This is a genomic window from Faecalibacterium longum, assembly GCF_040094125.1.
GTDB lineage: Bacteria > Bacillota > Clostridia > Oscillospirales > Ruminococcaceae > Faecalibacterium > Faecalibacterium longum.
On the sequence record NZ_JBBNIH010000061.1, the window covers coordinates 1 to 25,139 of the forward strand.

Sequence of the window (25,139 nt, forward strand, 5' to 3'; positions counted from 1 at the left end):
TGCCAATAGCAGCTCAGGCCCGGCGTCACATACAAACGCTGCTTCTCATAATCCCCATACTGCTCCACCTCGCGGGGCAGGGCAGGCCGCGGGCCAACGATGCTCATATCACCCTTCAGGATGTTCCAAAGCTGCGGCAGCTCATCGATGCTGGTCTTGCGGATAAATTTACCCACGCGGGTAATTCGCGGGTCGTCCTTGATTTTGAACACCGGGCCGTCCATTTCATTCTGGCCCAGAAGGTCGTCCAGTTTTGCTTCCGCATTCGGACACATGGAACGAAACTTGTAGAACTTGAACGGTTTGCCATCTCGTCCAATGCGTTCCTGCGAAAAAATGGGCCCGGCAGAAGGGTCATCTACCACGATAGCGATAGCTGTTGCCAGCATCACTGGCGACAACACCACCAGCGCCAGTGCTGATAAGACCACATCCTGCGTCCGGCGTCCGACCCAATATAACCGATGTTCCCGCAGATTCTGCTTTCGGTCGATGACGACCGGCTTCTCAATTTCAACCACACTTGCTGACATTCCGCATACCTCACTTACGATTCGATGTTTTGCTCCGCCTCACCGCTCATCTCTGCCCGCTAAAATCGCTCGACTACCGCATAAACGGAGCTTTTCGAGCATGACGACCACCAGAGCTTTTATGGACACATCTGAAATACCTTTTCTCCGGTATTTTGACCAAAGGCATTTCAGATTCAATGTGTCATTCCATCAACACTTTTGAAATCGCGATTTCTTTTTTCATCTTTCAGTTTCGCACAACTTCAATAGACTCCTGCACGCACTCTGCAAAAGTCAAACCCTTTTACTTTGAGATTTCATTCTATTTTTATCGTTTTTCTGAGCTTTTTTCTTTCAGAGCCACAACCCCTGCCTATTTTCATATTATGATTTATTCCTCGACCAATTTTATCATAATTTTACCATTACTTCAATAGTTTTCCACTCAAGCATCTACCCTTTCTATAGCCGCCGATTTATCACTCTCTTTGCCTTGTTCTATTTTTGTTCTACAAAGTTGAATCGCTATAAATGATTTTTTGAACAGCTTTTGCCTAGCAGCCACCGTCTAAGCTTGCAATAGATCCAGAATTATAAATAAGCGACAAAAAGCGTTTTTATCTTTTACAGACACTCCCAATATTAGAAGCCACTATCAAACAACAAAGCCGCTTTCTGTGCCTCGCAGCACAAAAAGCGGCTTTGTTACGTCCTTATTCAGACTTATAGCGCATTATTCCGGCAGGTCCTCTTCGTTCTCGAGAGAGTGCCAGACGTTCTGGACGTCATCGTTATCCTCGAGAGCATCCAGCAGCTTGCCCATCAGCTTGAGCTGATCGGGGTCGGTCAGACGGGTGGTGGTCATGGGGACCATGGCCAGATCGTCGGAGAGGATCTCGTAGCCCTTCTCCTCCATTGCCTTGACGACAGCGGAGTAGTTCTCGGGATCGGTGGTGATCTCAGCGGCATCTTCGCCTGCATCGAAGTCCTCAGCACCGGCATCCAGGGCGTCCATCATAGCCTCGTCGGCATCCTTGTCTTCCAGAGAAATGTCGATGACGCCCTTCTGGCTGAACAGGAAGCCCACGCAGCCCATAGCGCCCAGGTTGCCGCCGTTCTTATCGAAGTAGTGGCGCAGGTCAGCAGCGGTACGGTTGCGGTTGTCGGTCAGAGTCTCGACCATGACAGCCACGCCGCCGGGGCCGTAACCCTCGTAGGTGATTGCCTCGTACTCGGTCTTATCGCCGCCCTCGGCCTTCTTGATGATACGCTGGATGTTATCGTTCGGCACGCTCATACGCTTTGCCTTGGCGATCAGGTCAGCCAGCTTGCTGTTGGAAGCGGGGTTGGGGCCGCCGGTACGGACGGCAACGCTGATCTCGCGGCCGATCTTGGTAAAGACCTTTGCCTTTGCGCCGTCAGTCTTCTCCTTCTTGCGCTTGATATTGTTCCATTTGCTATGTCCAGACATGGGAAAGAGCCTCCTGTATTTTATCAGTGATCTCCGCCTGCGGGCAGACGGGCTGTGGTCGCCCGCATTGTGGCAGCACACAAAATCTAACTCTATTATTTTATCACAACAGCCACCGGCGTTCAAGCCTTGTACCGATGGTTTTCCGGTTTATTCTGCCAAAAACTACGTTTTACAGCAGACGAAGTGCCTTGGGATAATGGTTTTTGACCCTGCCGCCGGACACTTTGCCGCCTCCCAGCGGCCAGCCGTCCACCGTCACACAGCACCATCCATCGGCAGCGGTGTGAGCTTCTATCTCCCGGCCAGAGAGATATTCCACGGTTCGGGAGTCGGCGAGGGTCAGTTCCTCACGGTTCTGGCAGAGCGCGCCGAAAGCCGTGAACAGATGATGTTCCGGCACGAAGCGCCCCTTTTGCACACTGCCCACGAAGACGCCTGCACGCAAAACGTGAAGATTCGTCTGCGGGAAAGCCGCCGGCAACAGAACGCCGCCGCCATGCACCACGGCAGGGCGCTTTGCCAGCTCCGGGAAATATTCCTCCGCAAATTCCCGCCATGCAGCGAGGCTCTGGGCGGGCGATGCATCCCCTCCCCCAGCGTCCCGGATGCGGGAACTGCGGCCCTGCACAGCCTCTCGGCAAGCCCGGCTGTTCTCCCGCCGGGCGCTGCGGGCATCCGCAGGCTTTGCAGCCTTCTGTGGTTTGCTGCCCTTGGCTTTTTTGCCTGCCTCGGCGGCAGCGGCCAGCCAGATCTGCTCTTCGGGGGTGTACTCGCCGGGAGCCGGCAGAATCCGGGGCGTACCGGCTTTGACGAGCCGGGCCATAAAGTGACCCTCACCGCCCTGACAGGGCCAGATGCGGCGCACCTTGCTCACATCCAGCGGCAGACCACCGGTGCGGTTGGCCTCACCCTCACTGCCGAAGGAATAGTCCACATTGCCCAGCACATCGGCCAGCATGAACTCCGGGTGGCGCTGCAGAAATGCGGCCACCTGTCCCTCGTCCTCTTCCGGCGCGAAGGTGCAGGTGGAGTAGACCAGTTCGCCGCCCGGCGCGAGGGCCGCAGCGGCGCTGTCGAGGATGTCCGCGCCCAGCTCTGCGCACTGCTTCACCAGCGCTTCGCAGTGCTGGGCCAGCGCGGCAGGCTCTTTGCGGAACATCCCCTCACCGGAGCAGGGCGCGTCCACCAGAACGCGGTCGAAGAACTCCGGCAGTGCCGCCGCGATGCGGGCGGGCGTCTCGTTTAGCACGACGGCGTTGGACACGCCCATCCGCTCGAGGTTGCTCTTCAAAATCTCTGCACGGGCCGCGACATATTCGTTGCTCACCAGCAGGCCCTGCCCCTGCAGAGCGGCGGCGAGCTGGCTGCTCTTACCGCCGGGGGCAGCACATAGATCCAGCACCCGCATCCCGGGCTTGACGCCCAGCAGCGGAGCTGCCGACGAGGCCGATGGCTCCTGCGAGTAGAAGACGCCTGCGTGATGGTAGGGATGGCGGCCCGGCTTGAAGTCGGGCTGTTCCACCACGAACGCCGCCTTGCAGAAGGGCGAGGGCCGCAGCGGGAAGTCTGCCCGGGCCGCAAATTCTTCCGGCGTAGTGCGGAGGGCAGAGACGGTCACGCCGCGGGCCGCTGTCTCCTGCGGGGCAGCGTAGAGCGTATCGTATCGCTCACCCAGAAGGGCGCGTTCCCGGGCTTTAAAATATTCGGCAGACATTTTTATGAGACCTCCTTCGGGCTGCGGTGCATAAAGCCGCCGCAGCCGGTCAAACTATGGGCAGGGAGCACAGAACACCTCCCGAAATCGAAAGGAGCGACGATACGATGGAAAATCGCAGCGAGAACCGCAGCACCAACTGCAAGAACCAGACTCAGAACCGCACCAGCAATCAGAGCACCAACCGCAACACCAATTCCAGCCAGAACTCTGCTACCAACGAGCACAAGCACCCCAACCAGTACACCAAGGGTGCCGACGACGAGGGCGGCAAGAACTCGGCTCACAACTCCGCCCGCAACAGCCGCTAAGCCTCTGCGCTGAGCGCCGCCCCGCCCGAACGGACCATCTGGCGGGACAACAAAAAGCCCACTGCTCTCTTTGCACTGTTTCCCAGTGCGGAAAGCAGTGGGCTTTCGCGTGTTCCGGTTATTTTTCGTTGGGGTCGAACGACTGCCACAGCGTCTCGAACAGCTCATGCACCCGGCTCAGCTGGCCGTTCAGATACAGCCAGCCCAGCAGGCACTCGAAGCCGGTGGACGCGCGGTACTCCTCCGGGGAGGCGTGTTTGGCCACACTGGCCTTGCTGGCGTTGCGGCCCCGCTTGAAGACAGCCAGCTCGTCCTCGGTGAAAAGCGGCTCCAACAGCTGCTCTTCCCGGAACTGCGCCCGGGCCGAGACGTATTTGACCTTTTCGGCGTTGAGCTTTCCCGCCGACAGACGGTGGTGCTCCACCAGCCGCTGCCGCACCAGAAGTTCCAGTACACTGTCGCCCACGAAGGCCAGTGCCAGCGGGCTCAGCTCCCGGGGGTCGATCTTTTCGGGTTCGTTCATAGGATACCTCTTAAAGCTTCTTCTTTGCTCAACCTCTCAGTCTCGCATTCGCTCGACAGCTCCCCTACCGAGGGGAGCCTCTGGCGAAGAGGGAAAGCCCCACGAAATGCCAAGACCTCTCCTCGCTAGGACAGGTGGCATTGCGAAGCAATGACGGAGAGGTTTATCCCGCAAAAGCTCTTGCTTAGAAAATATAATCGAACTGATACTCGCCGATGAGGATGGTATCGTTCTCCTGCACGCCCTTCTGCACCAGAGCGTCCAGAATGCCGCTCTCGCCCAGCTGGCGCTGGAAATACTGCAGGCTCTCGTAGTCGTCCACGTTGCTGCCGGCCAGGATATACTCCAGCCAGGGTGCATCCACGCTCCAGACATGAGCCTCCATCCGCTTGATGGTGAACTCGCGGCCACCGGCCTTTGCCTCGGGCTTCTTGTACTCGGGGGCAAACACGGGGACGGCAGGAATGTCCTTCAGGCGGTTGTAGACCAGACCCGGAAGCTCCCTGACGCCCTGCATGGTGGCGGCGGAGATGGGGACGAAAGTCAGGCCCTTCTCTTCCACATACTTGCGGAAGGTGTCGATCTGCTCCTCGGTGGCAAGGTCACACTTGTTGCCCACCACGATCTGGGGACGCTCGGCCAGAGCTGGGCTGAACTTTGCCAGCTCCTCGTTGATCTGTTCGAAGTCCTCGATGGGGTCGCGGCACTCGCTGCCGGAGACGTCCACGACGTGCAGCAGCAGACGGCAGCGCTCCACATGGCGGAGGAAGTCGTGGCCCAGGCCGATGCCCTCGCTGGCACCCTCGATGAGGCCGGGGATGTCGGCGCAGACGAAGCTTGCGCCCTCACCCACCGACACGACGCCCAGCGTCGGCACCAGCGTGGTAAAGTGGTAGTTTGCAATTTTCGGCTTTGCGGCGCTGATGGTGGAGATGAGGGTGGACTTGCCCACGTTGGGGAAGCCGATGAGGCCCACATCCGCGATGAGCTTCAGCTCGAGGGTCACCTGAATGTCCTCGCCGGGCATACCGGGCTTTGCAAACTTGGGGATCTGGCGGGTGGGGGTGGCAAAGTGTGCATTGCCGTAGCCGCCGCGTCCTCCCCTGGCGATGGTGACAGGGGTATGGTCGGACAGGTCGGCGATGACGAGGCCGCTCTCTGCGTCCTTGATGACCGTTCCCAGAGGCACCTTGATGACGAGATTCTCGGCATTCTTGCCGTGGCAGAGGCTTGCGCCGCCCTTGCCGCCCTCGTCGGCGGTGTACTTGCGCTTATAACGGAAGTCCATCAGAGTGGTGAGGTGGTCGTCCACGACGAAAATGATGTCGCCGCCCCGGCCGCCGTCGCCGCCGTCCGGGCCGCCAGCGGCCACGAACTTCTCACGATGGAAGCTCACTGCGCCGTCGCCGCCCTTGCCGGCATGGAGCCAGATGGTGGCGATGTCGATAAAATTGGTTTGTGCTGCCATACAGGCCCTCCTGTTCTCAGAAAAAATTCTTCTCAGCGCTTATTTTCTGCGCTTTTATTTGAAAATAACCTCTCAGTCCGCGCTTTGGCGCGTCCAGCTCCCCTAGCGAGGAGAGCCTGATCGAGGAAGAAGAAATTCATCAAAAAGAGCCGGGCCACGAGGGTCCGGCTCTCTGTGTTGCAGATTTTAGAAAGAAGTTACTGCTTGACGCTGCACTTCTTGCCGCTCTTGCCCACGCGCTCGAAACGAACGGTGCCGTCGACCAGAGCAAACAGGGTATCATCGCTGCCCTTGCCGACATTCTCACCCGGCTGGATGTGAGTGCCGCGCTGACGAACGAGGATGTTGCCGGCCAGAACGAACTGACCATCTGCACGCTTGGTGCCCAGACGCTGAGCCGCAGAATCACGGCCGTTCTTGGTGCTGCCTACGCCCTTTTTATGTGCCATTGTAATATACCTCCTACTTAGCCGTTGATCGCAGTGATCTCAACCTTGGTGAAGGGCTGACGATGGCCCATGCGGCGAGCACTGTGCTTCTTTGCGCGATAGGTGATGATGTTCAGCTTCTTGCCCTTGCCATTCTTGATGACCTTGGCAGAAACGGAAGCGCCCTCAACAACAGGAGCGCCAACCTTGACCGAACCCTCCTCGCCAATAGCGAGAACCTGATCAAACTTCACTTCGGAGTCGGCCTCAACGTCCAGCTTTTCGATGTAGACGATGTCGCCCTGCTCCACGCGGTACTGCTTACCGCCGGTAACAATGATTGCGTACATTTTGTTCATTCCTTTTCGTTGTACTCGCTGGTCGTAAAGGCAGGCCCTCACAGGGGCCATTTGAGGCGCCCACACCAAGCGGCTAGAATAGTATAGCAAAAAAATGTGCGGATTTCAAGAGGAAAATCCCGCTTTTGCGGAAATATTTTCAGTTTTTCTCTGCCAGTTTCTCTTTGAGCTGCTGCTTCACCCGCTCGTTATAGGCATTCGTGCGCTCGAGGAAGAGCTTGCGGGGGCTGGAAGCCACCAGCTCTTCCCTCTCCACCGTAAATTCCGGCTCTGCCTTGCGCACCTTCGCCAGCAGACTGCGGTTCTCTGCCGTCAGGGCCAGCGTCACCATGAGAGGCCTGGACTTATATTTCCGGGTCAGGAAAATTTCCAGTGCCACACCGCCCACGACGGCCGCAGCCGCCACCAGCTGGGAAGCGCGCAGACCGAGCGACGGCACCAGCAGCAGGCTGTCGGTGCGGAGAGATTCGATCCAGAAGCGGCCTGCGCCGTACCAGACAAGGTAGCGCAGGGCAATGTCGCCGTTGAACTTCCGCTTTTTGATGTACGCCACCAGCAGAGCCAGACCCACGAAGCACCAGATGCTCTCGTAGAGGAAGGTAGGGTGGACGGGCATGGCGGGGTCGATGGTGACGCCCTTCGGCACCGTGACAGTGCTGCCCATCAGATAATCTTCCGTTGCTTCGCTGAACATACCCCAGGGCAGGGTGGTGTTGCAGCCGAAAGCCTCCTGATTGAAGAAGTTGCCCCAGCGGCCGCAGCCCTGTCCGATGAGGAAGCCCATGCCGGCCAGGTCGAACATGGGCAGCACCGGCACGCCCCGCCATTTGCAGGCCAGGCCGCCGAACACAAAGGCGCCGATGATGCCGCCGTAGATGGCCAGACCGCCGTCGCGGACGGCCAGCACATCCCAGATGGTATCGTAATTATAGGGTGCCATCGCCACATAATACAGGCGGGCGCTGGCGATGCCCAGCACCACGCCGATGAGGATGACATCCACCATCGAATCGGCGTCGATGCCGAACTCCGTGCAGCGGCGGAACGCAAAGACCAATGCGAGGCAGAGGCCGAAGGCGATGCAGACGCCGTACCAATAAATATCCATGTCGCCGATGCTGAAGGCTACCCGGCTCAGCTCAAAGCTGAGGCCGAGGCCCGGGAACTGTACCAGATTCGTCATTCTTCCGTCTCCTCTTCTGCCTCGTCCTCAACGGCAGTGCCGTCCGGCTCAATGTACATCACGGCCATCCGCTCAGGCCGCAGGATGTGCTGCAATGCCGCGTCGGCGTCCTCTGCCGTCAGGCCCGCCAGCATGGTGATCTGCTGGGCCACAGTCTGGCCTGCCAGCGCGAAATCTGCCATCTGGCTGGCCGAATCCTCGACGTTTTCCAGATTTTCGATGAGCTGGCCGTATTTTTCGTTCTTGCAGAGGGTGAAGATCTCCCGGTCTACGCCCTCTTTGCGCACCCGCTCGATCTCGTCCAGCAGAAGCTGCCGGACGGTGTCGGGCTGGTCGCTCTCGCCGGTGAAGAGGATGCAGCAGCATCCGTCCACCCGCAGCACCTCACCGCCGAAGCCCGGGTTGGTCAGGCCCTCGTCGTAGAGGCGGCGGTAGAGCGGCGACATCCCGCCGCAGATGCAGCAGAGGATGAGCTCGTACAGCATCTCACTGCGCAGGTCGCCGAATGGCAGCGGCTCTTCTTTGAAGCCCAGACCGAAGCAGGACTTGGCGATGGGCATGGCGATGGTCTTTTCGGCCGCCGCCAGCGTCATCGGCTCCGGGCGGAGCAGGCGCTCGACCTTTTCCGCCGGGCGCTCGTCCATCAGGCCGTGGCGGGCGCAGGCAGCCAGGATCTGCTCCATGCTGGTGTTGCCCGCTGCGGCCAGCACCATATTGCCCGGCGCATAGAACGCCTTGCAGCAGTCGTAGAGCATTTCCGGCGTTATCTCCGCGATGCTCTCCACCGTTCCCGCAATATCGCTGCGGATGGGGTGGCTGTGATACAGACACTCGCACAGGCCGGTGATGAGCCGCCAGTCAGGGCTGTCGTCGTACATCTTTATCTCCTGCCCGATGATGCCCTGCTCTTTGGCGATGGTCTGCTCTGTAAAGTAGGGGTGTCCCACCATGCCCAGCAGCACGTCAAGGCTCTCGTCCAGCTGTTCCGTGGCCGTAAAGAGGTAGCAGGTGCGGTCAAAGGCCGTGAAAGCATTGGCATTCGCGCCAGTCTTGGCGAACTTTGCAAAGGCATCGCCGTCCTCATCCTCGAACATCTTGTGCTCGAGGAAATGGGCCACACCGGCGGGCAGATGCACTTCCCGCTCCCCCAGCCGGAAATCCCGGTCGATGGAGCCGAAGCGGGTGGCGTAAATGACATGGGTGCCGGAGTAGCCCGGCATGGGGCGGACGAGTACGGTCAGCCCCGAGGGCAGAACTTTCCACTGGTCAGCGGCGGTGCGTTCCAGCACGCTCTGGGTGTTCTCAGCCATTTCCATTCCCCTCCTCCCGCGTCAGCAGACAGCTCACCGACAGGGTGAACTGCTTCAGAATATCTCGCACATCTTCCCTGGTCACCGCCAGCAGGGCGCGGCGGGCGTCGTCCGGCGTCTGCACCGGGCCGCCCCGCAGCACTTCCATATAGTACCATGTCTCGATGCCGCCCAGCGTATCCTCCAGGCCGTTCATCCCGGCCAGCAGGCCCCGGCGGCAGTCTTCCAGCTCTTCGTCGGTAATAGGGCCGTCGCAGAGATCCGCCAGCTCTTTGAGCACCGCCTGCTCAGCGCGGGCCGCGTCGGCGTGCTCGACGCCGCTGTTGACGGCCATGCTGCCCGTGAAGCTCTGGAAGGACGACGAGCAGTAGTAGCACAGATGGTCGCGCTCCCGGACGTTCAGGAAAAGGCGGCTGGTCACACTGCCGCCGTAGAGGGCCATCGCCAGCCGGACAGCGGCCAGCTGTTCAGGCTGCATGGGCCGGCCCAGCGTGAACAGCATACAGAGCTTGGCCTGCGTGGTGTCGAAGTGCTCCACCTTCCGCACCGGCTCCCGCCGGGGCATGGCGATATTCTCCGCCCGGGGCAGCGGGGCGCGGTCGATGGCCGAAAGCTCCGCCAGAAGAGCGTCCTTCACGGCGGTGGTGCTGGCCTCGTCGCAGCCCAGCACGATGAGCTCGATGTTCGCCGTCCGCAGCATCTCGTAGTATGCCTCGGTCAGCGCTTCGGGCGTCAGGCCGTCCACTTCTTCTAAGTAGCCCTCCTGCCGGACACCGGCGGGGCTGTCTCCGAAGAACTCGCGGTTGGCCTGCCGCTGGCAGTAAAGGCGCTTGTCGTTCACTTCGTCTTCCAGCGCCTTCTTCAGCATCTGCTTTTCGATGCCCACGGCCTCGGGGTCGAAGGTGCTGCCCACAAAATAGGGGTGGAACGCCGTGCCGAGGGCCAGTGCGGCGTACTCCTGCGTCAGCTTCTCCCCTTCCAGTGCGAACTGGTCCTTGATGCCGGTGATGCTGACGCAGAGGTTGTGGCTGCAGCCCATGGGGCGGGCGTCCACGGTCAGGTCGGCGCCGTAGAGGCGGGCCAGCTTTTTGGTCATCTGGGTCATGTCGGGGCAGTCGGCATAGCCCCGCTCCATCACCAGCGGCAGCAGCGCGTGGGCCGTGGCCGTCTCGCGGCGGGCCGGGAACGCGAAGTGGATGCTGATGCGGCAGCGGTTGAATTTCTGCGCGGCGTCATACGAGAGGTGGACGCCGGGCGCGATTTGGAATCGTCTCAATGTTCTATCGTCCTTTTGTATTATTTCGTTTGTTCCAGCGCCAGATACTCTTCCAGCGAGAGGCCGGAGGCGCGGATGGCGAGGGCGTTGTCCCTGCCCACATACCGCCAGTGCCACGGCTCAAACACCATGCCGGTAGCGGCCTGACGCTCCTGCGGCCAACGCAGGATGAAGCCGTGCTCTGCGGCATAGGCTTCCAGCCACTCATAGGCACGGGTGTCGGCGAAGCCGGTGTCCTTCTCCATGCTGTCTGCCGCGAGGATGTCGGCACCGTAGCCGGTGGCATATTCGCTGGCCTCCGGCGCAGGCTGGACGGTCGCAGCCTTGGCAGTGGCCTCTTCCTCCGAGCAGCCGGACTCCCGGTAGCTCTGGACAGCAGCCTCATAGGCGCTCTGGCGGGCGGCGGCATCCCGATACCCTGCCGTCAGCACCAGCTCTATCTCATCCTGCTTCGCGGCCTCGGCCATTTCGCGGTAGGCTGCGGCAGCCTCGGCTTCCAGCGAAACGCCGGTGGCATCATCGGCCACAGCCAGCTCCGGCGTCGGCTCTTCCGTCAGGGGAAGGTTTGCATTCACCAGCACGAGGCGCTTATCCGAAAGGTCCGTCTCCGCGCCGCCCTCATACTCCCGGGCCTCGAAGGCCGTCGGCGGTGCGATGAGGGCATAGGCCCTGGGCAGCAGCCAGAGGATGCCGCCGGTCATCACAGCCATGACCGCACCGCAGCTGAGCAGAAAGACCGTCCAGTTGCGCACGAGGCGGATACGGTGTCTCCGGCGGCGTTCTTTCGGCGACAGAGCGCGGCGGGGTACGGGTCGATTTTGCTCCATGATGCAGCTTCCTTCCTGTTTTTGACGTTCGCCCTGGATACAGGCACATAATAATATTATACACCCCTTTTATCTGGGTGTAAACGGCAGGGGCTGTAAAAAAATTGTGTACGCAAAAAGCCGCCGCACCGGCGCAGGACGCACGGCACGGCGGCTTTGAAGCCACGTCTTACTCGAACAGCATCTCGTGGATAGCGCTGACAGCCTTGTCAGCGTCCTCACGGTCGATGATGCAGGAGATCTTGATCTCACTGGTGGAGATCATCTTGATGTTGATGTTGTTGTTGGACATAGCCTCGAACATCTTGGAGGCCACGCCGCTGTGGCTCTGCATACCGACACCCACGATGGACACCTTGGCACAGGTCTCGTCGCAGGTGACCTGGTCGAACTTTGCGTTCTCGCGCAGGACGCGCAGAGCAGTCTCAGCTTCGCTCTCCGCGCAGGTGAAGCTGATGTCCTTCTTGCCGTCGCGGCCGGTGGACTGCAGGATGATGTCCACGTTGATATTCTTCTGGGCCAGCAGGCCGAAGATCTTGAAGCTGGTACCCGGCTCATCGGGAACATTCAGGATCGTAATAACAGCAACGTCGGTGTCCTTTGCGACACCCTTGATCAGCATACCTTCCACGTCTTTTACAACCTCCTTGACGACCGTGCCGGGCACGGGGTTCAGGCTGGAGAGGACCTCCAGCTCCACATTATACTTTTTAGCCAGCTCCACGCTGCGGTTGTTGAGCACCTGTGCGCCGAGGGATGCCAGTTCCAGCATCTCGTCGAAGGTGATCTCATCCAGCTTGCGGGTGTTGCGCACCTTGCGCGGGTCGGCGGTGTAGACGCCCTCCACGTCGGTAAAGATCTGGCAGCGGTCGGCGTGGAGCGCTGCTGCGATGGCGACAGCGCTGGTGTCGGAACCGCCGCGGCCCAGTGTGGTGATGTCGTCCAGCTTGTTCAGGCCCTGGAAGCCTGCCACGACGACGACGCGGTTGCGCTCCAGCTCCGAAGAGATGCGCTCGGTCTCCAGCTTGGTGATGCGGGCCTTGGTGTAAGCACGGTCGGTGCGGAAGCCTGCCTGCCAGCCGGTCAGACTGGTGGCATGGCAGCCCAGCTCGTTCAGAGCCATAGCCAGCAGGGCGATACTGATCTCCTCGCCTGCTGCCAGCAGCATATCCATCTCACGGGCAGAAGGGTTGTGGGTGATCTCTGCTGCCTTTGTGATGAGGTCGTCGGTGGTGTCGCCCTGTGCGGACACTACCACGACCACGTCATTTCCCGCGTTGTGGGTGTTGGCCACGATGCGGGCCACGTTGAAGATACGGTCCCGGTCCTTCACCGAAGAACCGCCGAACTTCTGTACGATCAACGCCATATCTTGTCACTCTCCTCTTTTTGCTCCCTCAGTGTGTGAGGGGTACACCGGGCGGAAGCGGTCTTGCACTTCCGGTCCTGTTTATCATTCCACTGTCGCACCGGTATTGTCGGCATCCAGCCGCAGCAGTGTAAATGCTTCACATCCGTCCAAGCCTTCCAGCAGCTCGAGGCCCTTTTCCAGTTTGGAGTAGAATTTCTCGGCGTTGGCCTTTTCGGCCACAGCCATTACGGTGCTGCCGGCACCCGAGACGTACACCGCCTTGGCACCGCAGAGCCGCGCCATATCGAAGACTTCCTTCGAGCCGGGCATCAGGGGCATCCGGTAGGGCTGGTGGAGCTTATCCTCGGTGGCAATGGCCAGCAGGTCGTGGCGGCCCTCGCAGAACGCCGCCGGGATGAGGGCCGCACGGGACAGGTTATACACCGCATCCTTGTGGGTGACCTCTTTGGGCAGAGCCGCACGGGCGGCTTCGGTCAGCAGCTTGTAGTCCGGCACGATGGCCGCGAAGCAGAGGCTCTCGTCCACATCCCGCTTGACGGAGTAGACGACGCCGTCTTCGAAAACGCTGCTGGTCAGACCGCCAAGAAGGGCCGGTGCCACGTTGTCCGGGTGGCCCTCGATGGAGGTAGCCAGCGTCAGCAGCTCCTGTGTGTTGAGTACATCGCCCAGCATCCGGTTCGCACCCAGCAGGCCCGCGATGATGCAGGCCGAGGACGAGCCGAGGCCCCGGGCCATCGGGATGGCGTTGGTCTGGACGAGCTTGAGGGGCGGCATGGTCTTGCCGACCTTATCGAATAGACCCTTGGCCGAGCGGTAGACCAGATTGGTCTCGCCGCGGGGGATGCGGGTGTCGTCCGCCGCCGAGATGTCCAGATGGTCGCTCTCTTCGAATGTCACGGTATTGTACAAGGTCACAGCCAGACCCAGCGCATCGAAGCCGGAGCCGATGTTAGCACTGGTGGCCGGGACGGAAACTTTTATCTTCATCGCAGTTCCCTCTTCTCTCACGCTCAGGCGTCCTCAGGCAGGCGGCGGAGCACCAGCTTCACGCTGCCGCCCATGGCCTCTACCTTGCGGGCTGCTTCGGCCAGAGCCTTGTCGTCGGCGCTGTCCACAAAGTAGGAGCAGCCGTCGAAATGCTCTTCCACCACATGGCCCTTGCCGTAGATGGCCTCGGCCACCGCCGGGGCGATGCCTTCCACACGCACATAGTATGCGGCGGGAGCGGGGTCGGTGAGCATTCCTTCCACCGGCTCGGCGGGCTGCCAGAACAGGCTGTCGTGGACCTTGACGCCGTTCTTGAGGGCGTCCACCACGTCGGCCACGACAGCACTGGCGGTGGGCAGCTTGCCCGCGCCCTTGCCGTAGAAGACCACGTCGCCCAGCATATCGCCCTTGACGAGGACGGCATTGAAGACGTCATCGACACCGGCCAGCTGGTTTGCCTTCGGCACGAGGCAGGGCTCGACACCGGCGGCAACGCTGCCGTCCTCGCCCCGCTTCATCCAGGCGATGAGCTTGATGACGCAGCCCAGCTTCTCTGCCGCAGCCACATCATCCACCGTGATGTCGCGGATGCCGCGGGTGGGGATGTTCTGAGGGTAGATCTGGTGGCCGCAGACCAGCGAAGACAGGATGGCGATCTTACGGCAGGCGTCGCGGCCGTCCACATCGTCGCCGGGGTCCTTCGTCTCGGCGTAGCCCAGCTCCTGAGCGATCTTCAGAGCCTCGTCAAAGCCCAGATTCTCCCGCACCATCTTGGTGAGCATGAAGTTGGTGGTGCCGTTGACGATGCCCTCCACCTCGGTGATGACGTTGGCCGCGAGGCACTGGTGCATCGGGGTGATGATGGGCGTGCCGCCGCCCACGGAAGCCTCGAACAGGAAGGCGCAGTTGTGTGCCCTGGCCAGAGCCAGCAGCTCTGCGCCGTAGGTGGCCACCATCTCCTTGTTGGAGGTGCAGACGCTCCGACCGCTCTCGAGACAGGCCTTGACATAAGGGTAAGCGAAGCGAGTGCCGCCGATGGTCTCGACGACGACCTTCACTTCGGGGTCTTCCAGAATGGCGTCAAAATTCTTTATAAACAGCTGTGCAGCCGGATGATCCGAGAAATCTTTGGGGTCAAGGATGTACTTGACCTCCACCGGTTCGCCTGCGCGGCGGGAGACGCCTGCGGCGTTGCGGCAGAGCACCTCGTACACACCGCTGCCCACCGTGCCAAAGCCCAGAATCGCGATTTTTGCCATGATACTGCCCTCGTTCCTTTTTTCTATGAATGTACTGTCACAGATTGTATCCGCAGTGTACGCCCACGACCATCCGCTGGCGCGAAAGCTTTTCCGTCAGCTCCTCGGGGGTCATCTGCATGGTGTCGGTGCGGATGGTGACAGCCACCAGCGCGGCTCCGTTCTCCGGAGTAGACTGATTGATGGTCACGATGCTGGCACCGGCGGCACTGATGCCGGCCAGAAGGCTCTGCAATGCACCCGTCTCGTCCCGCAGGGTCGCCATGACAGTGATGACCTCGCGGCCATTCTCCGAGTCGAAAATGCAGTCCTTATATTTATAAAATGCACTGCGCGACAGGTCTACACTGCGGGTCGCAGCCGAAATGCTGCGTGCCTCTCCGCTGGCCAGAAGCTCCTTGGCCCGGACGACCTTGAGGAAAACTTCCGGCAGGACCTGCGCATCCACCAGATAAAAACGGCGTTCCAACTTGTTCACCTCTCAAACACAAGTGTTCTTGCAGAAAATATAATAGCATCCGACTCCCTGCATTGCAAGAGGTCGGATGCTATTTTGTCAGATTATCCAGTTTTGAGCCGTGAAGTACCCCTTCAGCGCACCGAATCTGCAACCCAATGTGCCGAAAAGTATGATTTTTACCTCAGTCGGTGTCCAGGTTGGTGGTGTCCGGCTCAGGCGCGAGGGGTTCGCTGGCGACAGCTGCCTGACCGTGGGAATAATTGCAGACGTCGGGCAGGTCGTCGGCACGGTAGTAACCCACTGCCGTGCTCGGGCAGGAGCCGCTGGCCAGCAGGCCGCTCTGGGTGCAGTAGCTGCGCTCCACGACGCCGTCAGCCGCCGGGAATGCCTTATAGGGCAGGTCTGCCTGGACCTGCTCCATCAGGGCCTTCCAGGCCGTGACGCAGGTGCGGGTCTTGGCCTGCTGCTTGCCGAGGGTCTTGGTCATATCATAAGGTGCATCGTAGCCCCACCACACAGCGGTGACGTAATAGGGCGTGCCGCCCACGAACCACAGGTCCTTCTCATCGCTGGCCGTACCGGTCTTGCCGAAGGCCTCCATACCGTTGGAGTTGGGGTAGCGGCCGCTGGCCGTACCGACGCTGGAGAACAGGACGTTCTTCAGCAGGCGGTTCATGACATAGGCCGTCTGGGGCGTCAGAGCCTGATAGCTGGTGTCGTTGCTCTCCATATAGATGTTGCCGTCACGGTCGAGCACACGGGTATAGAGGTGAGGCGTGGTGTACTCGCCGTCGTAGAAGATCTGGAACGCCGCCGCCAGCGCCATCGGGGTGACGCCGTGGGTCTGGCTGCCCATGACCATCTGTGCAAGGCCCACATCGTTGACGGGGTCCAGCGTGCTGAGCTGCAGGGTATTGTAGACGAAGTTGAAGATGTTGTTCGCGCCCACGAGGTCGCCAACGCGGATGGCGATGGTGTTCAGGGAGCGTGCGAGGCCGTTCCAGAGCGGCAGGTCGGAGCCGTCGCCGTAGTTGCCGCCGTAGTTGCGGGGCCAGCTGCGCCATGCGTTGGGGTAGGCTTTCAGCTGCTTGTCCGTCAGACCCATGAGGCCGTTCCGGCGGCAGTAGTCCTCGTCACGGATGACCATGTCCTGCTTGAGGTAGAGGGGCGAGTTGTTGAGCATGGTAGACCAGTTGACCAGACCATACTCGATGCCCAGCGCATAGGCGCCGATGGGCTTGATGGTAGAACCGGTCTGACGGGTGACGCCGTAGGCGCGGTTCAGGGAAAGGCTCTTGGTCTTTTCGCCCAGACCACCCACCATGGCGATGACATTGCCGTCATAGTCCAGCGTGACCATCGCCGCCTGCGTGCGGACGTTGCGGTAATAGTAGACCGTACCGTCGTCGCCAGTGCGGGTCTTGGGGGTGCCGTCCTCGTTGTAGACCTGCACATCGTCGTCGGAGATGCTGGTCACCTCTTCCTCATGCCAGCCGGCCGGGAAGTAGGCGTCGTCGGTGTTGAGCATCAGGTTCTCCATCGCGGTCTGGATCTTGGGGTTGACCGTTGCCTCGATGGTATAGCCGCCGGTGTAGAGCATACTCTGGGCGGTGGACTCGTCCACGCCCTCCTTAGCCATGATGTCCTTCACCACCTCGTTGAAGAGGGCATCGGTGAAGTAAGAGGTGGTGGAGCTGCTCTTCTTCGTGTTGTCCGTCTCTGCCAGCACCAGCGGCTGGGCAGCGGCGTTGCGGTAATCATCCTCCGAGATGACACCCTGCTGCCACATATTGTAGAGCAGGAAGTTCCTGCGGTTGATGAGATTCTCGGGGTTGGTGTAGGGGTTATAGTTGGTGGGATTCTTGGTGATGGACGCGATGGACGCGCACTCCCAGAGGGTCAGCTCGCTGACATCCTTGTCGAAGTACTCGTTTGCCGCCGTCTGGACGCCCTGGATGGTACCTGTGAAGCTGATGGTGTTCAGGTAGGCTTCCAGAATGGTCTCCTTGGAGTAGCTGCGGCTCAGGATGAGGGCGCGGTAGATCTCGCGCAGCTTGCGCAGTGCGCCCTCGATGCCGCTGGCGCTCTTGTCGCTGGTCAGGTTCTTGATGAGCTGCTGTTCCAGCGTAGAGGCGCCCTGCTTGGAGCTGTAGATGGGCAGCAGGTATTCATTGATCATCGCGCCGATGGTGCGCTTGAAGTTGACGCCCGGCTCGCTGTAAAAGTCTTTGTCCTCGGTGCAGATGAATGCATACTGTAGGTTGGTGGGGATCTGCTCGAGATCCGCCCAGACGCGGTGGCTGTTGGAGGAGCGCAGGGTGGCGTACTCCACCTGTGCGCCGGTGTCGGGGTCGGTGGCCACCACAAGGCTCGACTGGCTCAGTTCGATGTTGTCGAGGTCCAGCAGGTCGCCGTCACTGGCCGTAGCCTGCACCACATAGTATACAGCGCCCACTGCCACCAGACTGCCCGCCATAATGCCCAGACAGACGAGGGTGACGATGGTCCGGCCCAGAAATCCGAGAACGGGATGGCCGTGCTTTTCTTCCTGCTCCTGCGGTCCGCGGGGCTCACGGACCCGCCGGTTCTGCTCCGCTGCGGGCCGCTGCTCCCGGAGCGCACCATCACTGTGGAGTCTCCGTCTTTCATTGTTTGAGATAAGGATCGCCTCCTATCGCAATTTTCACTGTTCTGCATCTCAAAGCATCCTCTGACGATGCCGTTTGCTGTTCCTGCTGCGGCCAGACTGCCCACAGCCATAATAATACATTATAGTCCGCGCCGCCCGCTTCCGCAAGGGGGAAATCGACCGGATACGATGTTAGTATAGCACATCTGCCCCGCCAAAGTACAGCATCCGGGTGTGAAAATTCTGCATTCCTGTCTGAGGCAGTTTTCTTTTGCACATACTACCGTCTGAAACACCATTTCAGCCGAAAGGAGTCCACTGCCATGCGCAAGGTCTGGCTCTGCATTTTTTATGCGCTGTGCATTTTTACCATCGTGTTCAGCCTGTTCTGGATGGCCCTGCCCAGTCTCCCCTTCCCTGCCGACTCCGGCGAAGAGACGCCGGCCTCCGAGCCAGGTCTGGCCGCGCAGGGCTCCGCCGGGCAGAGCGGCACCGATTTCTACCTCTGCGACGAGGGCGGGCGGGTGGTCGTCTACACCTGCTTCGACAACGGACTGCCCGACAAGCGGCTCCTGCGCACCGGCATCTATGTCAATCTTCTGCCCGAGGCCGATGCCCTCCGGCTCAAGCAGGGCCTCTACGTCACCGGCGAAACGGCCCTCCGGGCGCTGCTGGAAGACCTGGGTGAATAAACAAAAACAGTGCAGACATCCCCGGGGAGGTCTGCACTGTTTTTATACTTTATCAAAATCAGGCTTCGAGCTGTTCCAGCGGAACGAGGTAGTCCCTGCGGCACTGCTCGTAGTTGAGCATATATTCCTTGGTGGGGTTGTGGTGCATCATGTTCTTGAGGGTATGGGAGTCATAGTCCTCGCCTGCCTCCATGCCCACCAGACGGGCGGCGATGTTGGAGCAGTGGTCCGAGATACGCTCTACATTGTTCAGCACATCGAGATAGACGACACCAGTATCAATGGAGCAGGCACCATCTTTCAGGCGCTTGATGTGCTGCGCACGAAGCCGCTCCACGAGGATGTCGATGACCTGTTCCAGCGGCTCCACCTGGCTGGCGGTCCGGGCGTCGTCGAACTCGAAGGCGTCCGTGGTGAGGGTCAGTATCTTTTCCAGCGCATTGTCGAGAAGCTTCAGCTCCTGCTGTGCCTTCTCGCTGAAGGTGACTTCCTTGTCGGTCAGCTCCTGCGCTTTTTCTTTAATGTTGACTGCATAGTCGCCGATGCGCTCGCACTCGGTGACAAAGTTGAGCAGCTCGGTCACCTCATGGCTCTCCGCGTCGCCCAGCTCCTGGTCTGCCAGCTTGATGAGGTAGTTGGAGATGTCCACCTCCATCCGGTCGATGAGGTTCTCGCGGACATCGATGGCACTCACGACGTCCTCGTCCATCTTGAGCAGCAGCGGGGTGGCGAGGCCGACGTTGCGGGCTGCGCGGCGGGACATCTTGACCACCGCGTTCTTCGCCTGCTGCAGAGCCACAGCCGGGCTCTTGAACAGACGCTCATCCAACACAGGCATGCTCAGCTCCTGCGCCTCCTCCGCGCTGTTCGGCACGGTCATCATGGCCAGCCTGGACAGCACGCCGCTGCAGGGCAGGAAGAACAGCATCGCAATGACGCTGGTCATGGTGTGGATGTTTGCAATGCTGCTCTTGTTCATCACATCGCCCCACATGGGGATGCCGATGGTGAACTGGACTGCATAGACCAGCGCCAGCAGGATGACGCTGCCGATGATGTTGAAGTACAGGTGGATGAGGGCGGCGCGCTTGCCGTCCTTGGAGGAGCCGCCGATGGTCAGCAGGGGGGTGAAGGCCGTGCCGATGTGGGCGCCCAGCACGATGGGGATGGCCGAGCTGAAGGTGACGAGGCCGGTGCTGGACAGCGCCTGCAGGATACCCACAGAGGCCGAAGAGGACTGGATGATGACCGTGACCACCACGCCCACGAGAACGCCGAGGATGGGGTTGGTCATGGTGACGAACAGCTCCTGGAACGCTGCGCTCTCACGCAGGGGCGACACGCCGGTGTCCATCAGGCTCATGCCCGTGAACAGGATGCCGAAGCCCAGCATGATCTGGCCGATGTTCTTTTTCTTCGCGTTGCGGATAAATACATAAAAAATGCAGCCGATAAACGCCACCACCGGCGCAAACGTCTTGGGCTGGATGAGGGTCAGGATGAGGCTGTCGCCCGAAATATCCGCCATGCGGATGAGCTGACCGGTGACCGTAGTACCAATGTTTGCACCCATGATAACGCCTACCGACTGCGTAAGGGTCATGATGCCGGAGTTGACGAGGCCGACGCAAATGACGACCGTGCCGGCCGACGACTGGATGACGCCGGTGATGAGGGTACCGAAAATGACGCCCTTGATGGTGGACGAAGTCAGTTTCTGCAATACGCCCTGCATCTTGCCGCCAGCCAGCTTTTCGAGGCCGGCACCCATGATCGACATGCCATACAGGAACAGCGCAATACCGCCCAGCAGAGAGGTGATGTGTGTAATGTCCATAAAACAATGCTCCTAAAATCTTCCTATTGCTCCATTGCACAAGACGGCTGTGCTTAGCTCTCCATACGCAAAACGCCGTCCTTTTTATTATAGCATCGAACCCCCCGGCTCAACAAGCATTATTTTACAGGAAAATCACTTTTTTGACCGGAATTTTAAGATTTCCGGGTCTCCTTAGACGGTTCTTTTCTTGAATTTTACATTCATTTTACATTAGTATTTTCTAACTCCCGCCCGGTGCTTTCCGGTATTTCCGGGAATGCATCAGGCGGCATCCAGCTCTTCCATCGCCTCCCGCAGGGTGTCCGCCGAGAACAGGAACGCGCCCTCCCCCGTATACACCTCCACATGACCGCCCACATACCGAAGCTCAATGTCTTTCATTCCTCTTCCCTCCTGTGTCTTTTTGTTCTGACAGGAGTATAGCAGAATAAATGTCCAATAAAATGTATCTTCAGGAAGTTTTTTGAGCAAAAAGGCGCAAAAAGCTCTCTGTCGGCGTCCTTGCCCTCTCCGCACAGCGATAAACAGACTCTTTGTCAGAGCCAAAATCTGTCCGAACTTCTCCATTCACGCAGGAAACAGGGCGATTCACGCAGGTTTTGTTGATTTTTTCTCCGCAGATGTGGTATATTCAAAGCAACCTGATATTCTACGGTCTCACCATTTCTTTTCACCGTTCAAAGGAGGTTTTTGTATGCTGTCTTATCGTAAGCTTGCGATGCGTGTTCTGGGCCGCCCTCTCCATACGGGGGGGATCGATTCACCCCGTCCGGCCTCTCAGCGGGCAGCAGCGTTTATCCTGACTGCCGTAATGCTCACCACCCTTGCCGCCCCGGCCTTTGCAGGGACATGGTCCATCGAAAATGGTGACATCACCGTGAAAGCGGGCGAGACCGGCAACGACGTCACCCAGAACAATGTGACCACCAAAAATGACACCGACACCATCATCACAAATAGTGACAAGGACACCGCTTCTTCCCACACCGTGACCATCGAGACCAACGATAAGAACGATAAGGTCGAGGTCACGCTGGACAACGTGAACATCAAGGCCGACTCCGGTTCCGCCCTCACTTCGAAAGGCGACGTGACGCTGACCCTGAAGGGCGACAACTCTCTCACCGGTGGTAACGGCGGCAGCGGCATCTCCAGCAGCGGCAGCCTCACCATCTCCGGCGGCGAAAATAACAGCCTGACGGCCCAAGGTGGCAGCGGCAGCGGCATCTTCAGCAGCGGCGGCGTCACCATCTCCGGCGGTACGGTCAACGCCACTGGCGGCAGCAGCAGCGGCGGCAGCGACAGCGGCGACGGCATCCACAGCGGCAGCCTCACCATCTCCGGCGGTACGGTCACCGCCACTGGCGGCAGCGGCGCAGACGGCTCCGGCGGCAGCGGTATCCGCACCTTCAGCAGCGGCGGCGTCACCATCTCCGGCGGTACGGTCAACGCCACTGGCGGTACCGGCGGTACCGGCGAGAACAGCAACGGCGGCAGCGGCATCTACATCTACAGCAGCAGCGGCAGCCTCACCGTCTCCGGCGGTACGGTCACCGCCAATGGCGGCAGCGGCGGCGGCAACGGCGGCGACGGTATCTCCAGCACCAATACCACCATCTCCGGCGGTAGTACGGTCACTGCCAATGGCGGTAACGGCGGCAGCCTCGTCGGCGGCGATGGCATCCGCAGCGGCGGCGGCCTCACCGTCTCCGACGGTACGGTTACCGCCAAGGGCGGTAACGGCGACAGCAAAGACGGCTACGGCGGCGACGGCATCCGCAGCGGCGGCGTCGTCACCATCTCCGGCAATACGGTCAACGCCGCTGGCGGCTACGGCGGCAAAGTCGGCGGCTACGGCATCTGCAGCTTCGACCGTGTCGCCATCTCCGGCGGTACGGTCGAAGCCGCTGGCGGTAACGGCAGCACCGGCGGCGGCAGCGGCATCTACAGCAGCGTCATCGATCTGTCGGGTAGCCTTGAGCTGACCGCCAAGGCCGGCAGTCCCAACGGCAAGGCCCTCTCGCAGAACGGCAGTGAGCTTGTCCTCGACACCATCAAGGACAAGCTGGGTCCGGGCGCAAAAGTCACCGCCACCGATGCCGACGGCAAGGTCATCGATCAGGTCTCTACCCCCCGCCCTGTGGAGCCGGAGGAGTCTTCTTCCTCTTCTGACGGCGGCTCTTCCGCCCCGTCCGCACCCGCCTCTCCCCTCCCCGGCCTGACTGTCACCGACAAGGACGGCCAGCGCATCTCCTACACGAGCACCCAGAGCGGCAACACCCTCACCGTCTGCGTCGGACGGCTCACAGCCTCCTTCCGCATCTCGCTGGCCGCGCTGCGTCAGCTGCGGGCTGAGGGCATCGAGACCATCGCCTTCCAGACCGTCCTCTGCTCCACCACCCTCTCGGTGGACGAGCTGCTGGCGATGGGCGGCGAGGACGCCGAGGCTGTCCTGACCCACCGGTTCACCGATTCCAGCCTCACCGTGGGCTGAAGCACCACTCTCCCCTTCCCACAGGCATAGAAAGACCCCGCTGCCCTGCACATTTCATGCAGAGCGGCGGGGCCTTTTCCTGTTTTACTGCACCCCGGCAGAAACCGGGACTCGTTTTTCCTGCTTTTCGGGCTTTCTGCGCTGCTCTGCGGCGGCAGCGCGGGAGCGGTCGTAGCAGTAGCGGATGATGGCCTGACGGCGGACGATGCCGATGAACATTCCCCGGTCATCCACGACGGGGACGAAGTTCTGGTTCATGGCCGCCTCGATGAGCTGGTCCATGCTCGTGGTGACCGTGACGGCCTTGTAGTCCCGCTTGTGGGCAAAATCCCGGATGGGGATGTCCTCTGCCGCCTCAAGGTCGAGGCCGTGGAACTTTTTCAGCCCCCAGAGGATGTCCCCTTCCGTCAGAGTTCCCACATACTCTCCCTTGCGGTTGAGCACCGGGATGGATGCGTAGCGGTTGTTCTCCCATTTTTCCAGCGTCTGGCGAAGGGTGAAGTCATCGTACACATACATCAGATCCTGCTTGGGGGAAAGGAAAAACAGAATATTCATGAAAACAACTCCTATTGTGAACTTTTCCGCCGCCGGGCCGCAGCTCCTGTGCAGCCGCAGCAAATTCCTGTCTTCAGCACCTTGGCAGCCGAATGCCCCGGCATCCTGCGCCGGATACAGTCTTACTCTTGCCACCTTAGATTTTAGCACTTTTTCATAGTAAGATAAAGATGTCTGCGCCATCTTTTATATTTTATTCACAATCACCTTTTGTTTCGTCGGATAAATATTCACGAAATGGATGCACTGCGAAGGATTTTGTGCTATACTAACAGCAGGAACGCGGCCCTTTGCGGCTCTGTCTGTCTTTCAGTATACCGGCTTTGTGGTGTCGAAACAGACCGAGACGGGTAAGCCGCGCCTGACTTTTTTCTTTCTGTCAGCAATTATGTGCTGTACAGCTTCCTCATAAAGTTGTATAATAAAAGTGGTCCGCCGCCTTCTTAGGCCCGCGCACCGCCCCGCCGCCGTGCGGACCGGGGTATCATAATGAATAAAAGGAGCAGAGCGACTATGATCACTTCCCGTTTTCCGCTGGGAGATGTCAGCTTCTCAGCCGAGTATTTTTCCACGCTCGTGGGCGAAGCAACCAAACAATGCTACGGCGTGGCCGCAATGGCCCCCCGTGATCTGACCGACCGTGTCCGCAGCGCCGTGCGCGGCGTGGACGATTCTGCCAAGGGCGTCCGTGTCACACAGGAAGAGGGCCGTCTCGTGATCGAGCTGCACATTGCCGTCAGCTACGGGCTGAACATCTCCACCGCCGCGCGTTCCATCTCGCACCGCGTGAAGGACGAGGTTGAGCAGGCCACCGGCCTGAAAGTCGCCCGCGTGGTCGTATCGGTCGATGACGTGGTTGCCTGATGAGACAAAGCCCGCCCGGGGGTACCGGGAAGATATAAGGAGTAAAAAGCAATGATTTCTGGTAAGATCCTGCGCGACGCCATTATTTCCGGCGCAAACAACATCAACAACCAGCGCTCCCGCGTGGACGAGCTGAACGTGTTCCCCGTCCCCGATGGCGACACCGGCACCAACATGGGCATGACCGTCGGTGCAGCCGTCCGTGAGCTGCAGGCCATGGACGACAGCTGCACCGTGGGCGAGGCCGCAAAGACCGCTGCCTCCGCTATGCTGCGCGGCGCCCGCGGCAACTCCGGCGTCATCACCAGCCTGCTGTTCCGCGGCTTCTCCAAAGCTCTGGAGGGCAAAAAGGAGGCTGACGCTTCCGACATCGTGGCTGCGCTGAAGAAGGGCGTCGAGGGCGCTTACAAGGCTGTCATGAAGCCCACCGAAGGCACCATCCTGACCGTCGCCCGCATCGCTTCCGAGGAAGCTGCTGCCTGCGGCAAAGAGGACGTGGCCGAGCTGTGGGACGTCGTGATGACCGCCGGTCAGAAGGCTCTGGAGGACACCCCCAACCTGCTGCCCGTCCTGAAGAAGGCCGGCGTCGTGGACGC

The 25,139-nt window shown here is 60.1% G+C and carries 23 protein-coding genes; 5 read left to right on the plus strand and 18 right to left on the minus strand.

Annotated elements, in window-relative coordinates; translation table 11 throughout:
* From AAAU26_RS01090 to AAAU26_RS01100, 3 genes are all read right to left on the minus strand, one after another.
* Positions 1 to 533, minus strand: a 533-nt coding sequence (locus AAAU26_RS01090) for a sugar transferase (RefSeq protein WP_349180875.1), incomplete at its 3' end; no start/stop codon positions are given.
* Positions 534 to 1,248: 715 nt separating this feature from the next.
* Complete coding sequence (locus tag AAAU26_RS01095; RefSeq protein WP_015563953.1) at positions 1,249 to 1,986, minus strand: YebC/PmpR family DNA-binding transcriptional regulator; 738 nt, start codon at positions 1,984 to 1,986, stop codon at positions 1,249 to 1,251.
* Between the two features lie 172 nt (positions 1,987 to 2,158).
* Complete coding sequence (locus AAAU26_RS01100) at positions 2,159 to 3,703, minus strand: RsmB/NOP family class I SAM-dependent RNA methyltransferase (protein WP_227619475.1); 1,545 nt, start codon at positions 3,701 to 3,703, stop codon at positions 2,159 to 2,161.
* Positions 3,704 to 3,810: 107 nt separating this feature from the next.
* Here AAAU26_RS01100 and AAAU26_RS01105 point away from each other — a divergent pair, with 107 nt between their 5' ends.
* Positions 3,811 to 4,014, plus strand: coding sequence for a hypothetical protein (locus AAAU26_RS01105; RefSeq protein ID WP_227619476.1), 204 nt, complete (start codon positions 3,811 to 3,813; stop codon positions 4,012 to 4,014).
* A gap of 118 nt (positions 4,015 to 4,132) precedes the next feature.
* Here the strand turns inward: AAAU26_RS01105 and AAAU26_RS01110 are convergent, their stop codons facing one another.
* The 13 genes from AAAU26_RS01110 to AAAU26_RS01170 all read right to left on the minus strand — a co-directional run bounded on the left by AAAU26_RS01110 (position 4,133) and on the right by AAAU26_RS01170 (position 17,927).
* The gene (locus tag AAAU26_RS01110; protein ID WP_158394616.1) at positions 4,133 to 4,537 is read right to left on the minus strand and encodes a Mini-ribonuclease 3; all 405 of its coding nucleotides are present in this window, start codon (positions 4,535 to 4,537) and stop codon (positions 4,133 to 4,135) included.
* 184 nt (positions 4,538 to 4,721) lie between these two features.
* Positions 4,722 to 6,005, minus strand: coding sequence for a GTPase ObgE (gene obgE, locus AAAU26_RS01115; RefSeq protein WP_158401816.1), 1,284 nt, complete (start codon positions 6,003 to 6,005; stop codon positions 4,722 to 4,724).
* A gap of 197 nt (positions 6,006 to 6,202) precedes the next feature.
* Positions 6,203 to 6,454, minus strand: coding sequence for a 50S ribosomal protein L27 (gene rpmA, locus AAAU26_RS01120; protein WP_015563948.1), 252 nt, complete (start codon positions 6,452 to 6,454; stop codon positions 6,203 to 6,205).
* A gap of 17 nt (positions 6,455 to 6,471) precedes the next feature.
* The gene (gene rplU / locus AAAU26_RS01125) at positions 6,472 to 6,783 is read right to left on the minus strand and encodes a 50S ribosomal protein L21 (protein WP_015563947.1); all 312 of its coding nucleotides are present in this window, start codon (positions 6,781 to 6,783) and stop codon (positions 6,472 to 6,474) included.
* Positions 6,784 to 6,931: 148 nt separating this feature from the next.
* Entirely contained in the window at positions 6,932 to 7,975 is a 1,044-nt protein-coding gene (gene lgt, locus AAAU26_RS01130) for a prolipoprotein diacylglyceryl transferase (RefSeq protein ID WP_227619477.1), read from the minus strand.
* Positions 7,972 to 9,285, minus strand: coding sequence for an EF-P 5-aminopentanol modification-associated protein YfmH (gene yfmH / locus AAAU26_RS01135; RefSeq protein ID WP_227619478.1), 1,314 nt, complete (start codon positions 9,283 to 9,285; stop codon positions 7,972 to 7,974). The genes lgt and yfmH overlap by 4 nt, the downstream gene beginning before the upstream one ends.
* A complete protein-coding gene (locus AAAU26_RS01140) occupies positions 9,278 to 10,561 on the minus strand; it encodes a M16 family metallopeptidase (protein ID WP_227619479.1) in 1,284 nt (427 codons plus the stop codon). Before AAAU26_RS01140 ends, yfmH begins: the two co-directional genes overlap by 8 nt.
* A 20-nt stretch (positions 10,562 to 10,581) precedes the next feature.
* Positions 10,582 to 11,388 carry a M15 family metallopeptidase gene (locus tag AAAU26_RS01145; protein ID WP_227619480.1) on the minus strand — a complete coding sequence of 269 codons (807 nt, stop codon included), beginning with the start codon at positions 11,386 to 11,388 and terminating at the stop codon, positions 10,582 to 10,584.
* 169 nt (positions 11,389 to 11,557) lie between these two features.
* A complete protein-coding gene (locus AAAU26_RS01150) occupies positions 11,558 to 12,757 on the minus strand; it encodes an aspartate kinase (RefSeq protein WP_227619481.1) in 1,200 nt (399 codons plus the stop codon).
* Between the two features lie 84 nt (positions 12,758 to 12,841).
* Positions 12,842 to 13,747 (minus strand): homoserine kinase, encoded by a 906-nt coding sequence (thrB, locus tag AAAU26_RS01155; protein WP_227619482.1) that lies wholly within the window; start codon positions 13,745 to 13,747, stop codon positions 12,842 to 12,844.
* A 23-nt stretch (positions 13,748 to 13,770) separates the two neighbouring features.
* Positions 13,771 to 15,006, minus strand: a complete 1,236-nt coding sequence (locus AAAU26_RS01160) for a homoserine dehydrogenase (protein WP_217210071.1) — start codon at positions 15,004 to 15,006, stop codon at positions 13,771 to 13,773.
* Between the two features lie 37 nt (positions 15,007 to 15,043).
* Positions 15,044 to 15,484 (minus strand): ACT domain-containing protein, encoded by a 441-nt coding sequence (locus AAAU26_RS01165; protein ID WP_112114976.1) that lies wholly within the window; start codon positions 15,482 to 15,484, stop codon positions 15,044 to 15,046.
* 163 nt (positions 15,485 to 15,647) lie between these two features.
* Complete coding sequence (locus AAAU26_RS01170; protein WP_227619483.1) at positions 15,648 to 17,927, minus strand: transglycosylase domain-containing protein; 2,280 nt, start codon at positions 17,925 to 17,927, stop codon at positions 15,648 to 15,650.
* A 491-nt stretch (positions 17,928 to 18,418) separates the two neighbouring features.
* Here AAAU26_RS01170 and AAAU26_RS01175 point away from each other — a divergent pair, with 491 nt between their 5' ends.
* On the plus strand, positions 18,419 to 18,787 hold the full coding sequence (locus tag AAAU26_RS01175; RefSeq protein WP_227619484.1) for a hypothetical protein: 369 nt from the start codon (positions 18,419 to 18,421) through the stop codon (positions 18,785 to 18,787).
* A gap of 58 nt (positions 18,788 to 18,845) precedes the next feature.
* Here AAAU26_RS01175 and AAAU26_RS01180 read toward each other — a convergent pair whose 3' ends face one another.
* Positions 18,846 to 20,624: a Na/Pi cotransporter family protein gene (locus AAAU26_RS01180; protein WP_227619485.1), complete on the minus strand. Its 1,779-nt coding sequence runs from the start codon at positions 20,622 to 20,624 to the stop codon at positions 18,846 to 18,848.
* A gap of 697 nt (positions 20,625 to 21,321) precedes the next feature.
* Between AAAU26_RS01180 and AAAU26_RS01185 the strand changes: the two genes are divergently transcribed.
* The gene (locus AAAU26_RS01185) at positions 21,322 to 23,121 is read left to right on the plus strand and encodes an autotransporter outer membrane beta-barrel domain-containing protein (protein ID WP_227619486.1); all 1,800 of its coding nucleotides are present in this window, start codon (positions 21,322 to 21,324) and stop codon (positions 23,119 to 23,121) included.
* 84 nt (positions 23,122 to 23,205) lie between these two features.
* On the opposite strand, the gene AAAU26_RS01190 is transcribed toward AAAU26_RS01185, so the two are convergent.
* Complete coding sequence (locus tag AAAU26_RS01190) at positions 23,206 to 23,679, minus strand: CBS domain-containing protein (RefSeq protein ID WP_149793497.1); 474 nt, start codon at positions 23,677 to 23,679, stop codon at positions 23,206 to 23,208.
* A 513-nt stretch (positions 23,680 to 24,192) separates the two neighbouring features.
* Here AAAU26_RS01190 and AAAU26_RS01195 point away from each other — a divergent pair.
* Positions 24,193 to 24,543 (plus strand): Asp23/Gls24 family envelope stress response protein, encoded by a 351-nt coding sequence (locus AAAU26_RS01195; RefSeq protein ID WP_015563933.1) that lies wholly within the window; start codon positions 24,193 to 24,195, stop codon positions 24,541 to 24,543.
* Between the two features lie 51 nt (positions 24,544 to 24,594).
* Positions 24,595 to 25,139 (plus strand): DAK2 domain-containing protein (locus AAAU26_RS01200; RefSeq protein ID WP_227619487.1); only part of this gene is annotated, 545 nt, incomplete at its 3' end.